Raw genomic sequence first — 13605 nt, forward strand, 5'->3', positions numbered from 1 at the left:
GACATGACCGGCCCGCAGTACCTCGACCCGCACCAGGCCCGCACCGCCGAGCCCACCCCGTACGAGAAGAAGCTCGCCGCCGTGATCGAGGAGGTCTTCGGCGGCGGGGCCCACGACCTGCCCGGACTCGTCGCCGGACTCAACGCCCGCGACCTGCCCGCCCCCGACGGCAGCCCCTGGACCGAGGACACCTTCCGCGCCGAGATGCGCCGACTGGGAGCGTGAGACAGCCATGACCACCGCCACCACCCGCCCCTCCGAGGTCGCCCGCCCCGGCGACCGCACCGCCGACCGCCTCTTCGCCACCGGCATCCGCAACCAGTGGTACGCCGTCTGCCCCTCGGACTTCGTGCCCGCGGGCGGCATGAAACGGCTCACCCTCCTCGGCGAGGAATGGCTCCTCTTCCGCCGCGCCGACGGCACCCTCCACATGCTGGAGGACCGCTGCCCCCACCGCGGCGCCCGCCTCTCCCTCGGCAAACACCTCGGCGACCGCATCGCCTGCTGGTACCACGGCGTCCAGGTCGACGGCACCGGCACCGTCGCCGCCGTCCCCGGCCTCCCCGGCTGCAACCTGGAGGGCAAGCAGCTCGTCGCCGCCCCCCACCTCAGCGAGACCGGCGGCGCGATCCTCGCCTACTTCGGCGACCACGCCCACGCCGAACCCGTCCCGCTCACCCTGCCCGAACCCCTCACCGACCCCGGCACCTCGGCGTTCCTCTGCTACGCCGAGTGGAACGTCAACTGGCGCTACGCCGTGGAGAACCTGCTCGACCCCATGCACGGCTCGTTCCTCCACCGCGACTCGCACAGCATGGCCGAGGGCCAGACCACCGCCCGCTTCCGCATCCGCGAGACCGAACGCGGCTTCTTCTTCGAGAAGACCGACCAGAGCGGGGTCAACTTCGACTGGGTCGAGCTCTGCCGTACCGGCGTCGACTGGGTCGACCTCACCATCCCCTACCCGCCGACCGCGGGCCCCGGCGGACCCTTCGGCATCGTCGGCATGGCCACCCCCATCGACGAGGACCGCTGCGCCGTCTTCTTCTGGCGCTACCGCAAGGTCACCGACTGGCAGCGCGACACCTGGCGCTTCCTCTACAAGACCCTCCTGGAGGACCGCCACTGGGAGGTCCTCGAACAGGACCGCGTCATGCTGGAGGACCTGCGCGCCGACGCCGACCAGGCGGAGAACCTCTACCAGCACGACCTGGGCGTGGTCCGCGTCCGCCGCATGTACCGCACGGAGGCGGAGTCCCAGGCCACGGCCTCCTGACACCGGCGGGGGTGTCCTCCTTCGAAGCCCGTCCGGCGATCGAGGACATCCCCGCACCGGGATCCCGGAGCGCCTACTCCCCGCCCTCCGCGGAAAGCACCGACCGCTCCAGCTTCCCCAGCAACCGCGCAAGCTCCACGCACTCCGCCTCCGACAGCCCCGCCAGCATCCGCCGCTCGTTCTCCAGATGCTCCGAGAACAGCGCGTCGATCAGCGACAACCCCTCGTCCGTCAGCCGCGAGTGCACCACCCGCCGGTCCTGCGGATCACGCTCCCGCCGGATCAGCCCGTCCTTCTCCAGCCGGTCTATCCGCAGCGTCACGCCCGCCGAGCTGATCAGCCCCGAATCCGCCAGCTCACCCGCCGTGCGCCGGAACGGCGCCCCCGCCCTGCGCAACGCCGTCAGCACATCGAAACCGGCCATCGACAGACCCTTGCGTTCCACGGGCCGCGAGATCGCCGTGCTGTACCGCAGGAACGCCCGGTGCAGCCGGCCGAAGACCTCCAGGGGAGCCGTGTCCAGCTCCGGCCGCTCCCGCTGCCAGTCCGCCACGATCGACGCCACCGCGTCCGCCTGCTCCGCCATCCCGGCCACACCTCCGTGCAGGTACACCATGGGCTAAGAATCTTAGCCCTCAAAGGACCCCGGGCGGCCGTCCGCCCCCAGCGGAACCCGCCTGCGCGCCGCCCGGGCGATACGGCAGCATGTCCCCATGTCCGTACTGACGCGCGATGAAGCGCAGGCCCGAGCCCAGATCCTCGACGTACAGCGATACACGATCGAACTCGATCTCACCGCGGGGGAGGAGACCTTCGACTCCCGTGCCGTGATCGAGTTCACCGCCCGCGCGGCCGGTGACACCTTCATCGAGCTCAAGCCCGCCACCCTGCGCTCCATCAGCCTCGACGGACAGCCGCTGGACCCCGCGGACCTCACCGGGAACCGGTACCCCCTCACCGGCCTCACCGAAGGACCGCACGAGATCCGCGTCGACGCCGCCATGCGCTACTCCCGCACCGGCGAGGGCATGCACCGCTTCACCGACCCCAGCGACAACGAGACGTACGTCTACACCCAGCTCTTCATGGAAGACGTCCAGCGCGTCTTCGCCGCCTTCGACCAGCCCGACCTCAAATCGGTCTTCGCCCTCACCGTCACCGCCCCCGAAGGCTGGACCGTCCTCGGCAACGGCGTCACCGAGCACACCGGAGACGGCCGCTGGACCATCGCCCCCACCCCGCCGCTCTCCACCTACCTCGTCGCCGTCGCCGCCGGCCCCTGGCACTCCGTGACCACCGAGCACGCCGGACTGCCCTTCGGCATCCACTGCCGCCGCTCCCTCGCCCCCCACCTCGACGCCGACGCCGACGAGATCCTCGACATCACCCGGGCCTGCTTCGACCGGTTCCAGGAGAAGTTCACCGAGCCGTACCCCTTCGACTCCTACGACCAGGCATTCGTCCCCGAGTTCAACGCCGGCGCCATGGAGAACCCCGGACTCGTCACCTTCCGCGACGAGTTCATCTACCGCTCCGCCGTCACCGACACCGAACGCCAGACCCGCGGCATGGTCATCGCCCACGAGATGGCCCACATGTGGTTCGGCGACCTCGTCACCCTCGCCTGGTGGGACGACATCTGGCTCAACGAGTCCTTCGCCGAGTACATGGGCTACCAGACCCTCGCCGAAGCCACCCGGTTCACCGACACCTGGGTCGACTTCGGCGTCGCCCGCAAGGGCTGGGGATACGACGCCGACCAGCGCCCCTCCACCCACCCCGTCGCCCCCGACCCGGCCGACGTCCCCGACACCGCCTCCGCGCTCCTCAACTTCGACGGCATCTCCTACGCCAAGGGCGCCTCCGCCCTGCGCCAGCTCGTCGCCTGGCTCGGCGAGAAGGACTTCCTCGCGGGCATCAACACCCACTTCGCCCGCCACAAGTTCGGCAACGCCACCCTCGCCGACTTCATCGACAACCTCGCCTCGGCCACCGACCGGGACGTCCACGCCTGGGCCGAACAGTGGCTCCGCACCACCGGCGTCGACACCCTCGCCGCGCACACCACCGAGGCCGACACCACCTGGTCGCTCACCGTCGACCACCGGGGCACCCGCCCCCACCGCATCAGCGTCGGCGTCTACGACCACAGCCTCGACACCCAGCACGGGCCCACCCCCCTCGTCCTGCGCGAACGCTTCGACGCCGGCATCCCCGAGGAAGCCCCCGTCACCCGCCCCGGCCGCCGCCCCGCCCTCGTCGTCCCCAACGACGAAGACCTCACCTACGCCAAGATCCGGCTCGACCCGCACTCCTGGAACACCGTCCTGGACAGCCTCTCCGGCATCCCCGACGCCCTCACCCGCGCCGTCGTCTGGAACGCCGCCCGCGACATGGTCCGCGACGGCGACCTCGCCCCCAGCACCTACCTCGAAGCCGCCCGCGCCCACCTCCCGTACGAGACCGACCTCGCCCTCCTCCAAGGCGTCCTCGCCTTCGCGGACACCCAGGTCGCCGGCCGCTACACCGCCCCCGAGGACCGGCCCGCCGCCCTCGCCACGATCACCTCCCTCTGCCGCGACCTCATCCGCCGCACCGAGGACGGCACCCACCCCGGACTGCGCCTCACCGCCGTCCGCCACCTCATCGACGCCGCCACCCAGCCCGACACCATCCAGGGCTGGCTCGCCGACGACACCGTCCCCGGCGGACCCGAACTCGACCCCGAACTCCGCTGGCGCATCCTCACCCGCCTCGCCGTCCTCGGCGCCACCGACGACGCCGCCATCGACGCCGCCCTGGAGGACGACCCCAGCGCCACCGGCCAGGAAGGCGCCGCCCGCTGCCGCGCCGCCCTCCCCACCCCCGAGGCCAAGGCCGCCGCCTGGGACGCGATGTTCCACGACGACAGCCTCTCCAACTACCTCTTCACGGCCACCGCCCAGGGCTTCTGGCAACCCGAACAGACCGACCTCGTACGGGCATACGTGCCCCGCTTCTACCCCGAGGCCGCCCAGCTCGCCGCCCGCCGCGGCGCCGCCATCGCCGAAGCCGCCGGGCGCTACGCCTTCCCCGCCCACGCCGTCGACGCCGACAGCCTCCGCACCGGCGAGGAAGCCCTGGCCGACCCCGCCCTCACCCCGGCCCTCCGCCGCAAGCTCATCGACCAGATCGACGACCTGCGCCGCGCCCTGCACGTACGCGACGCCAACTGACCCCACCCGCACCACCCGTGCCCGGCCCGCCCCTCACCACGAGGGGCGCGCCGGGCACGGCCATACCACCCCGGCCCCCGACACCGCGCCCCCATCCGCACCCCATCACCCTTTCGAGTTCAGATCACCCGGTCCCCGGCCGCGCCCCCCGAAACCCGGACAAGCTGGCACGCACACCTATGCCCGCCCCCGTCCCCGCGCGCCCGAAGGACCCCCGACCCATGCCCGTACCGCCCCTCGCCGGGTCCACCACCGGACCCGACGCCCTGCGCCCCCTCCTCGACACCGTCCTCACCGCCCTCACCGAAGGCGCCCGACGCCGCGACGGCCCCCTCCCCGCAGGCGGACCCGACACCGTCACCCCCCGCACCCGCACCGCCCTCACCCCCCTCATCCCGGACCAGGGCACCGGCGCCCACGACGCCCTCGCCACCCTCGTCCAAGCCCTCACCGAAGGCGCCGCCGACCCCGCCGACCCCCTCTGCGCCGCCCACCTCCACACCCCGCCCCTCGCCCTCGCGGCCGCCGCCGACCTCGCCGCCTCCGCCCTCAACCCCTCCATGGACTCCTGGGACCAGGCCCCCGCCGCCTCCACCCTCGAAGCCGACACCACCGCCGCACTCGCCGCCGAGGTCTACCCCGGCCACCCCGCACCCGACGCCCTCATCACCACCGGCGGCACCGAGGCCAACCAACTCGGCCTCCTCCTCGCCCGCGAACGCCACGGCCCCGTCCAGACCATCACCGGCGCCAACGCCCACCACAGCTTCACCCGCGCCGCCTGGCTCCTCGGCCTCCCCGAACCCCTCACCGTGCCCGCCCCCACCGGCACCATCGACCTCCACGCCCTCCACGACACCCTCGCCCGCAACCACGGACAGGGCCCCCTCCTCGTCACCGCCACCGCCGGCACCACCGACACCGGCCAGATCGACCCCCTCACCGACATCGCCGACCTCTGCGCCCACCACGGCGCCGAACTCCACATCGACGCGGCCTACGGCGGACCCCTCCTCTTCAGCCCCGCCCACCGCCCCCTCCTCGACGGCCTCGACCGCGCCGACAGCGTCACCCTCGACCTCCACAAACTCGGCTGGCAGCCCGCCTCCGCCGGCATCCTCGCCGTCCCCGACCGCCACCACCTCCACGCCCTCCACCACCAAGCCCCCTACCTCAACGCCGACGACGACACCGAAGCCGGCCTCCCCGACCTCCTCGGCCGCTCCCTGCGCACCACCCGCCGTCCCGACGTCCTCAAGATCGCCGTCACCCTCCGCGCCCTCGGCCGCACCGGACTCGCCGACCTCATCGACCGCACCTGCGCCGCCGCCCACACCCTCGCCGACCTCATCACCGCCACCCCCGGCCTCGAACTCCACCACCGCCCCACCATCAGCACCGTCCTCTTCCGCCCCACCGACGCCGACGACCACACCGTCGCCACCGTCCGCCGCACCCTCCTCACCCGAGGCCACGCCGTACTCGGCCGCACCCACACCCACGGCCGCCTCTGGCTCAAGGCCACCCTCCTCAACCCCCACACCACCCCCGACGACCTCCAACGCCTCCTCACCCTCGTCACCCACCTCACCGCCGAACTCAAGGAAGGCAGCACCCTCCGATGACCGCCGCCCCGGCCACCCCCGACCCCCTCCGCACCCACGACCTCGTCGGCATCGGCATCGGCCCCTTCAACCTCTCCCTCGCCGCCCTCGCCCACGGCCTCCCCACCCCCCTCACCACCGCCTTCTACGAACAGCGCCCCGCCTTCCACTGGCACCCCGGACTCCTCATCGAAGGCGCCACCCTCCAAGTCCCCTTCCTCGCCGACCTCGTCACCCTCGCCGACCCCACCAGCCCCTGGAGCTTCCTCAACTACCAACGCACCCAGGACCGCCTCTACCCCTTCTACTTCGCCGAGCGCTTCCACATCCACCGCGCCGAATACGACGCCTACTGCCGCTGGGTCAGCACACAACTCCCCGGACTCCACTTCGGCCACCAGGTCGACGCCATCCGCTGGGACCCCCAGAACGCCCGCTTCGACGTCGACCACACCCAGCTCGACGCCCACGGCGAAGCCGAATCACTCGGCCGCACCCACACCCGCCACATCGCCCTCGGCGTCGGCACCGAACCCCACATCCCCGAACCCCTCAAACCCCTCACCGACACCGGCAACGCCCCCGTCATCCACTCCGCCGACTACCTCCACCACCGCGACCGCCTCCTCCAGGCCCGCCACATCACCGTCATCGGCTCGGGACAGTCCGGCGCCGAGATCTTCCTCGACCTCCTCCGCGCCCGCCCCACCGGCAACGAAGGCCTCCACTGGCTCGCCCGCACCCCCGCCTTCGCACCCATGGAGTACTCGAAACTCGGCCTCGAACACTTCACCCCCGACTACACCCGCTACTTCCACGCCCTCCCCGAAACCGTCCGCGACACCCTCGTCCCCCAGCAATGGCAACTCCACAAGGGCATCGACCACGACACCATCGCCGCCATCCACGACGAGCTCTACCGCCGCACCCTCCACGGCGGCTGGCCCGACGCCACCCTCACCCCCGGCGTCAGCGTCCGCACCGCCGGACGCGTCGCCAACACCCGCGTCGAACTCCACCTCGAACACACCCAGCAATCCACCCGCACCCGCCTCACCACCGACGCCGTCGTCCTCGCCACCGGCTACCGCGAACGCCCCCTCGACACCCTCCTCCACCACCTCGCCCCCCACCTCCGCCGCGACACCGCAGGCCGCCCCCGCGTCGACGCCCACCACCGCCTCGACCTCGGCCCCGCCGTCACCGGCCACATCTACGTACAGAACGCCGAACGCCACACCCACGGCGTCGGCGCCCCCGACCTCGGCCTCGCCGCCTGGCGCAGCGCCACCATCCTCAACGACCTCACCGGCACCACCCCGTACCCCCTCCCCAAACGCACCGCCTTCACCACCTTCGGCCTCACCCAGCCCGCCATCCCCACCCAGCAACCCACCCTCGTCCCCCTCGCCCACCCCTGACCAAAAAAAGGCGGCCGCCCCACCTCCCCGACCAAGGGGAGGCGGAACGACCGCCCTCGCCGAACCCGCGCCTAGAACACCGGCACGCCGTCCCGCGTCAGCTTCCAGTCCACCGAAGCGAACTCCGCCGGATCCACCGAACCCTTCGCCTGCACCCAGGCGATGATCGTGTTCCGGATCTCCTCCGAATTCGCCCACAGCTGCTTCGCCGCCGGAACATGCGGGAAATTGCCGCCACCGCTCGCCCGGTAGTTGTTCACCGCCAGCACGAACTGCGCCTTCGGATCGATCGGCTTCCCCTCGAACGACAGATTCACGATCCGCGAACCCACCGGCTTCGCGATGTCGATCTCATACGTCAGACCCGACACCGCGTCGTAGTTGTAGTCCGGCGTGCTGTCCGCATTCGTCAGCTTCTCCGGATCCACCGGAGCACCCGCCGCCGTCTGCACGTAGTACTTCGCCGAGAACTCCAGGTACTCCAGGACCTGCGCACCCGTCACCAGACGCGCCTCCAGCGTGTTCTCGAACGGATACAGACCCGCCGCGTCCTTGATCGTCACGTTCCCGGCCGGAATCCGCGCCGTACGCGAGAAGCACGACGCCTGCGACAGCACCGGAAGCTCCGCGTACTCACCACCCGCCAGCGCCGCCTTCACCGTCTCCGCCTGCACGACGTTGATCAGATCGATGATCGGCTCGTCCTTCCACGCCGCCTCCGCCGTGGTCATCTCCGACGCCGCCGTACCGATCACCTGATTGACGTACGCCACGACCTTCTTGTGCTCGTCCGCCAACAGCCTCGTGATCTTCCGGTCCTCCGCCGCCGTGTTCGAGTTCAGCACCCGCGAACCGGCCTTCTCGACCACCCAGCGGCCCTTCTCCCACACCACCTCGAAGTCGAACAGCGTCAGCCGCTGCCCCCACTTCAACGGCTCCGAGAGCACGACCTTCTTCCCCGTCTCCTTGTTCTCCACGAAGTACTCGGGAATCTCCAGGTGCGCGTGACCCACCAGAATCGCGTCGATCCCCGGCACCTGCTCCGCCACCAGACCCGCCGCGTTCTCCACATACGGAATCTGGTCCCCGTACGACGACGTCCCGCTGTTCCCCGAATGCGCCGACACGATCACCACATCCGCGCCCATCGAACGCAGCCGCGGCACATACTTCGCCGCCTGCTCCTCCAGACCCGGGAACACCATCTTCCCGCTCACGTTCGCCTTGTCCCAGATCGCGATCCCCGGGTTCGTCAGCCCCAGAATCGCCACCTTCACATCACGCCCGTGCGGCGTCCGCAGCTTCTTGATCACATACGGCGCGAACGCCGGCCGCAACGTCTTCGCGTCCAGCGCGTTCGCCCCGAGCAGCGGGAAGTCACACTGCTCCTCGAACTTCCGCAGCACCGGAATCCCGTAGTTGAACTCGTGGTTCCCCAACGCCGCCGCGTCATAGCCGATCGCGTTCATCGCCTGCGCCATCGGATGCACCGGACCGCGCTTCGCCGTGATCGGGTCGATCTTCGCGTAGTAGTACGAAAGCTGCGTGCCCTGGATCGTGTCACCCGCGTCGATCATCAGGGTGTTGTGACGGCCCTTCTCACGCCGCACCTGCTCCACCAGCGTCGAGATCTTCGCCAGACCGACGTCGTTGTGGTCCTTGTCATCGAACTCGGCATCCGTGAAGTAGTCCCAGTTGAAGACGTTCCCGTGCAGGTCCGTCGTCCCCATCACGGTGAACGAGTACCGCTTCTGCGGACGCCCGTGACCATGACCGTGCCCACGCCCGTGCGCCTGGGCGGGCGACGCGCCGCCACCCACCACCACCGCACCCGCGCCGGCCGCGGCCGATGTCCCCAGGAACGTCCTTCGGTTCAGCGGCATCTCGTCTCCCACATTTCGGTTCACTTGGTGCGAAGTTCTGTCGTACGCCGTCCAACAACGCGCGTAGATAATCACCCACGCACCACCTCCGGCAACACCCCCGGCAGGTTTCCGTTCCATGACCACACATCGACAGGACGGCGTCCGCCCACGAACACCCCCACTGTCACACCCGGATGCCACAGTGGACCCATGACCGAGCCCGCGCAGCCCTTCGGCACCCCCGACCAGCCCCGCATCGCCGTCCGAGGCGAAGCCCGCCTCGAAGTCGACCCCGAAATCGCCCGCCTCTCCCTCACCGTCACCGCCCGCGGCAAGGACCGCCGCGCCGCCCTCGAAGACCTCACCCGGCGCAACGCCACCGTCCTCGAACTCGCCCGCACCTACGGAGACGCCGTCGAGAAGATCGAGACCGGCGCGCTCTCCATCCACCCCGAACTCGTCCACCGCGGCCGCGACGAGAAGATCCGCGCCTACCACGGACGCGTCTACATCACCGCCGTCCTCAACGACTTCACCGCACTCGGCGAATTCATCACCCGCGTCGGCGACCTGGAGATGACCCAGGTCAACGGACCCTGGTGGGCCCTGCGCCCCACCTCGCCCGCGCACGGCGAGGCCCGCCGCCAGGCCGTCCGCGAAGCCGTCCAGCGCGCCCGCGAGTACGCCGGAGCGCTCGGCTCGGAGCTCGCCGCCCTGGTCGAACTCGCCGACATAGGCGCGGAGAACGCCGCCCCGCCGGTCGCGTTCGCCAGGACCGGCGGCTACGGCGCCCCGCCCCAGGCGCCCGGTGCCGCCGCCGGAGGCCCGCCCGCCATCGACCTCGAACCGCAGCGGCAGACCGTGTACGCGCAGGTGAACGCCCGCTTCACCATGACCCCGCCGAAACTCTGAATTACCGCCCACGGGGACACCGGCGCGTGCTCATCCGAGCACGCCGCCGCACAATTCAACACTTGTCAATAACCCTTCATGCAAAGGTGGTTGGACAGTCATACAGAGCCAATTACCTACCCATAGGTAAGGTCTAGGCTCGAACCATGCGCCGAGCCAAAATCGTTTGCACCCTGGGACCCGCAACCGACTCATACGACCAGATCAAGGCCCTGGTAGAGGCGGGAATGGACATCGCCCGCCTCAACCTCAGCCACGGCAGTTACGCCGAACACGAAGAGCGCTATCAACGCGTGCGCAAAGCCTCCGACGAGGCGCACCGCAGCGTCGGAGTCCTCGCCGACCTTCAAGGCCCGAAGATCCGCCTCGGACGCTTCCGCGAAGGACCCGTACTCCTTGAACGCGGCGACGACTTCACCATCACCGTCGAGCCGATGGAGGGCGACCGCAACGGCTGCGGCACGACGTACGACGGCCTCGCCGCGGACGTCACCCCCGGTGAGCGCATCCTGATCGACGACGGCCGCGTCACCCTGGAGGTCATCGAGGTCGACGGCCCCCGCGTCCGCACCACCGTGGTCGAGGGCGGCATGGTCTCCGACCACAAGGGCCTCAACCTCCCCGGTGTCGCCGTCTCTGTCCCCGCGCTGTCCGAGAAGGACATCGAGGACCTGCGCTGGGCCATCCGCACGGGCGCCGACATCATCGCCCTCTCCTTCGTCCGCAGCGGCCGCGACATCGAGGACGTCCACCGCGTCATGGACGAGGAGGGCCGCCGCCTCCCCGTCATCGCCAAGGTCGAGAAGCCGCAAGCCGTCGAGAACATCGAGGACATCGTCGCCGCGTTCGACGGCATCATGGTCGCCCGCGGCGACCTGGGCGTCGAAATGCCGCTGGAGCAGGTGCCGATCGTCCAGAAGCGCGCGGTCAAGCTCGCCAAGCGCAACGCGAAGCCGGTCATCGTGGCGACGCAGATGCTCGACTCGATGATCGACAACTCCCGGCCCACCCGCGCCGAGGCGTCCGACGTCGCGAACGCGATCATCGACGGCACGGACGCGGTGATGCTCTCCGGCGAGACGAGCGTCGGCAAGTACGCGATCGAGACGGTCCGCACGATGGCCCGCATCGTGGAAGCGGCCGAGGAGGACATCCTCGCGAAGGGGCTGCCGCCGCTGACGGAGCGCAACAAGCCCCGCACCCAGGGCGGCGCGGTGGCCCGCGCGGCGGCGGAGATGGGCGACTTCCTCGGCGCGAAGTTCCTGGTGGCCTTCACGCAGAGCGGCGACACGGTGAAGCGGTTGTCGCGTTACCGCTCCCCGATCCCGCTTCTGGCCTTCACCCCGGACCCGGCGACGCGTTCGCAGCTCAACCTGACCTGGGGCGTCGAAACGTTCCTGGGTCCGCACGTGGACTCCACGGACGCGATGGTCGCCCAGGTGGACGAGGAGCTCCTGAAGATCGGCCGCTGCCAGAAGGGCGACGTCGTGGTCATCACGGCGGGCTCCCCGCCGGGTGTCGCGGGCTCCACGAATCTGGTGCGCGTGCACCACATCGGCGAGGACGACAGCCCGAAGTAGGGTTGTTCGCTCAGTATTTTGGCCCGACGTGTGCATCCATGAGGGCTACGGATGCCCGTCGGGCGACGGAGATGTTGAACGGGGCGCTGCCCCGGGCGAGCGTGGTCCACTCGACGCCTACGGCGGTGAGCGTGTCGCTGAAGAGCTTGCGGATGTCGTCCGATTTGTTGCTGAAGAAGTACCGGGGGTACTCGTAGCGCTTCCGTTCGCCTCCGACGAGGCGGGTGGTCCAGTTGGTGATGCGGCATCCGTCGGAGTGGAACAGGCCGCGGATGAACTCCCATCGGTGAGCATCGACGATGCTCTGTTGCCATGGTTCAAGAGCGATGGTGCGATCGTGCTTCCTGCCGACGCCGTGTTGGGGGAACAGGCACGGCCAGTGCTTGCTGAAGCAGGTGACGTTCTGACAACCCGGACGCTGCACGCGGAACACTTTGTTGGCGGGCCGAATGGCCTGCATGGCTTCGGCGCAGGCGTCGATGAGACCGGGCCAGGCGTCGGCACAAGCGATGCGAAGGAAGTACACGCCGCGCTTGGCCGAACTGATCCAGCCGTCTCCGAGGTAGAGGCCCAGTAGATACGAGTACGAGGCCGGATCTTCGGGCGGCCGGGGTGTCTCACCACACCGGGGACAGTCGCGACCGCGTGCGTATTCGAGGGGTTCTATTCGGACGAGCCAGGACCGGATGGCGGCTCGGGAAATGCCGGTCTGCTTGCTCACAGCGTTCAGGCTGAGACCCTGATCGAGGAGGTTCAGCGCGTGCCGGCGCGTCTCAATGTCGTACACATGGCCGAGCTTGAAGAAGTCTTCGGCCTCGGTGGCGGAATCGGCATCGGAGTCACACGATCATGTGAATCCGGGCCGTTCTCATGCGACCTTAGAATCGAAGGAAAAGTGCCCCAGGTGGGATTCGAACCCACACTTTCGGCTGTTTGAGAGCCGCCTCTCTAACCAGTTGGAGTACTGGGGCCTTAGAAAGGAAGGGCCGTGAGCGCCCTGTGTAGTGACACCATACCGTAGCTAGGTAGGCTCATGGAGAGCCGTATGCCCTGAACGAGGAGCCCCGTGACCACCCCCGAGTCGCCCCAGCCCGTCGCCGATGACGACAAGTCGCACGTTCCGCCGCTGACGACCCGTGTCGTCATCGCCGAGGACGAGGCACTCATCCGCCTCGACCTCAAAGAGATGCTCGAAGAGGAGGGGTACTCCGTCGTCGGGGAGGCCGGGGACGGGCAGCAGGCCGTGGAGCTGGCGCGGGAGCACAAGCCGGACCTGGTCATCCTCGATGTGAAGATGCCGGTCCTCGACGGGATCTCCGCCGCCGAGAAGATCGCCGAGGAGTCCATCGCCCCGGTCCTCATGCTCACCGCCTTCTCGCAGCGCGACCTCGTGGAGCGGGCCCGGGACGCCGGGGCCATGGCGTACCTCGTGAAGCCGTTCAGCAAGAGCGACGTCGTCCCGGCGATCGAGATGGCCGTGTCCCGGTTCTCCGAGCTGAAGGCCCTGGAGAACGAGGTCGCCGACCTCGCCCAGCGGCTGGAGACGCGGAAGCTGGTGGACCGGGCGAAGAGCATCCTCCAGACGGACTACGGGCTCTCCGAGCCGGAGGCGTTCCGGTGGATCCAGAAGACGTCCATGGACCGCCGGCTGTCGATGCAGCAGCTCGCCGAGGCCCTCATCGAGGACGCCGAGGAGAAGAAGAAGGCCGCCGAGTAGGCCCCGTACAGCACA

Annotated in this window: 11 protein-coding genes and 1 tRNA gene; 8 read left to right on the forward strand and 4 right to left on the reverse strand. The window is 69.7% G+C overall.

Features of this window, described 5'->3' with window-relative positions:
- Window positions 1-3 precede the first annotated feature (3 nt).
- Window positions 4-225 carry a recombinase-like helix-turn-helix domain-containing protein gene (locus AMK18_RS25655; RefSeq protein ID WP_018104535.1) on the forward strand — a complete coding sequence of 74 codons (222 nt, stop codon included), beginning with the start codon at window positions 4-6 and terminating at the stop codon, window positions 223-225.
- 7 nt (window positions 226-232) lie between these two features.
- Window positions 233-1276, forward strand: a complete 1044-nt coding sequence (locus AMK18_RS25660; protein ID WP_073864654.1) for an aromatic ring-hydroxylating oxygenase subunit alpha — start codon at window positions 233-235, stop codon at window positions 1274-1276.
- A gap of 73 nt (window positions 1277-1349) precedes the next feature.
- Here the strand turns inward: AMK18_RS25660 and AMK18_RS25665 are convergent, their stop codons facing one another.
- Window positions 1350-1862 carry a MarR family winged helix-turn-helix transcriptional regulator gene (locus AMK18_RS25665; protein ID WP_073864655.1) on the reverse strand — a complete coding sequence of 171 codons (513 nt, stop codon included), beginning with the start codon at window positions 1860-1862 and terminating at the stop codon, window positions 1350-1352.
- 127 nt (window positions 1863-1989) lie between these two features.
- Between AMK18_RS25665 and pepN the strand changes: the two genes are divergently transcribed.
- From pepN to AMK18_RS25680, 3 genes are all read left to right on the forward strand, one after another.
- Window positions 1990-4491, forward strand: a complete 2502-nt coding sequence (gene pepN, locus AMK18_RS25670; RefSeq protein ID WP_073864656.1) for an aminopeptidase N — start codon at window positions 1990-1992, stop codon at window positions 4489-4491.
- A 221-nt stretch (window positions 4492-4712) separates the two neighbouring features.
- Entirely contained in the window at window positions 4713-6116 is a 1404-nt protein-coding gene (locus tag AMK18_RS25675) for a pyridoxal phosphate-dependent decarboxylase family protein (protein ID WP_073864657.1), read from the forward strand.
- Window positions 6113-7516 (forward strand): lysine N(6)-hydroxylase/L-ornithine N(5)-oxygenase family protein, encoded by a 1404-nt coding sequence (locus tag AMK18_RS25680; protein ID WP_073864658.1) that lies wholly within the window; start codon window positions 6113-6115, stop codon window positions 7514-7516. The genes AMK18_RS25675 and AMK18_RS25680 overlap by 4 nt, the downstream gene beginning before the upstream one ends.
- A 71-nt stretch (window positions 7517-7587) precedes the next feature.
- On the opposite strand, the gene AMK18_RS25685 is transcribed toward AMK18_RS25680, so the two are convergent.
- On the reverse strand, window positions 7588-9399 hold the full coding sequence (locus AMK18_RS25685; RefSeq protein WP_073864659.1) for a bifunctional metallophosphatase/5'-nucleotidase: 1812 nt from the start codon (window positions 9397-9399) through the stop codon (window positions 7588-7590).
- A gap of 192 nt (window positions 9400-9591) precedes the next feature.
- On the opposite strand from AMK18_RS25685, the gene AMK18_RS25690 reads away from it, so the two are divergent.
- Both AMK18_RS25690 and pyk read left to right on the forward strand, forming a co-directional pair.
- Window positions 9592-10293: an SIMPL domain-containing protein gene (locus AMK18_RS25690; protein WP_073864660.1), complete on the forward strand. Its 702-nt coding sequence runs from the start codon at window positions 9592-9594 to the stop codon at window positions 10291-10293.
- A gap of 146 nt (window positions 10294-10439) precedes the next feature.
- The gene (gene pyk, locus AMK18_RS25695) at window positions 10440-11873 is read left to right on the forward strand and encodes a pyruvate kinase (RefSeq protein WP_073864661.1); all 1434 of its coding nucleotides are present in this window, start codon (window positions 10440-10442) and stop codon (window positions 11871-11873) included.
- A gap of 10 nt (window positions 11874-11883) precedes the next feature.
- Here the strand turns inward: pyk and AMK18_RS25700 are convergent, their stop codons facing one another.
- Both AMK18_RS25700 and AMK18_RS25705 read right to left on the reverse strand, forming a co-directional pair.
- Window positions 11884-12660: a helix-turn-helix domain-containing protein gene (locus tag AMK18_RS25700; protein WP_073864662.1), complete on the reverse strand. Its 777-nt coding sequence runs from the start codon at window positions 12658-12660 to the stop codon at window positions 11884-11886.
- Window positions 12661-12769: 109 nt separating this feature from the next.
- Window positions 12770-12844 (reverse strand) — tRNA-Leu (locus AMK18_RS25705).
- 95 nt (window positions 12845-12939) lie between these two features.
- Between AMK18_RS25705 and AMK18_RS25710 the strand changes: the two genes are divergently transcribed.
- A complete protein-coding gene (locus AMK18_RS25710; RefSeq protein WP_018104545.1) occupies window positions 12940-13590 on the forward strand; it encodes an ANTAR domain-containing response regulator in 651 nt (216 codons plus the stop codon).
- Window positions 13591-13605 lie beyond the last annotated feature (15 nt).

The organism is Streptomyces sp. CB01249, from assembly GCF_001905735.1.
GTDB lineage: Bacteria > Actinomycetota > Actinomycetes > Streptomycetales > Streptomycetaceae > Streptomyces.

Bases quoted from the DNA above. Each gene is read 5' to 3' on its own strand.
- AMK18_RS25655 (WP_018104535.1), top strand. From the start codon at position 4: ATGACCGGCCCGCAGTACCTCGACCCGCACCAGGCCCGCACCGCCGAG.
- AMK18_RS25660 (WP_073864654.1), top strand. From the start codon at position 233: ATGACCACCGCCACCACCCGCCCCTCCGAGGTCGCCCGCCCCGGCGAC.
- AMK18_RS25665 (WP_073864655.1), bottom strand. From the start codon at position 1,862: ATGGCGGAGCAGGCGGACGCGGTGGCGTCGATCGTGGCGGACTGGCAG.
- pepN (WP_073864656.1), top strand. From the start codon at position 1,990: ATGTCCGTACTGACGCGCGATGAAGCGCAGGCCCGAGCCCAGATCCTC.
- AMK18_RS25675 (WP_073864657.1), top strand. From the start codon at position 4,713: ATGCCCGTACCGCCCCTCGCCGGGTCCACCACCGGACCCGACGCCCTG.
- AMK18_RS25680 (WP_073864658.1), top strand. From the start codon at position 6,113: ATGACCGCCGCCCCGGCCACCCCCGACCCCCTCCGCACCCACGACCTC.
- AMK18_RS25685 (WP_073864659.1), bottom strand. From the start codon at position 9,399: ATGCCGCTGAACCGAAGGACGTTCCTGGGGACATCGGCCGCGGCCGGC.
- AMK18_RS25690 (WP_073864660.1), top strand. From the start codon at position 9,592: ATGACCGAGCCCGCGCAGCCCTTCGGCACCCCCGACCAGCCCCGCATC.
- pyk (WP_073864661.1), top strand. From the start codon at position 10,440: ATGCGCCGAGCCAAAATCGTTTGCACCCTGGGACCCGCAACCGACTCA.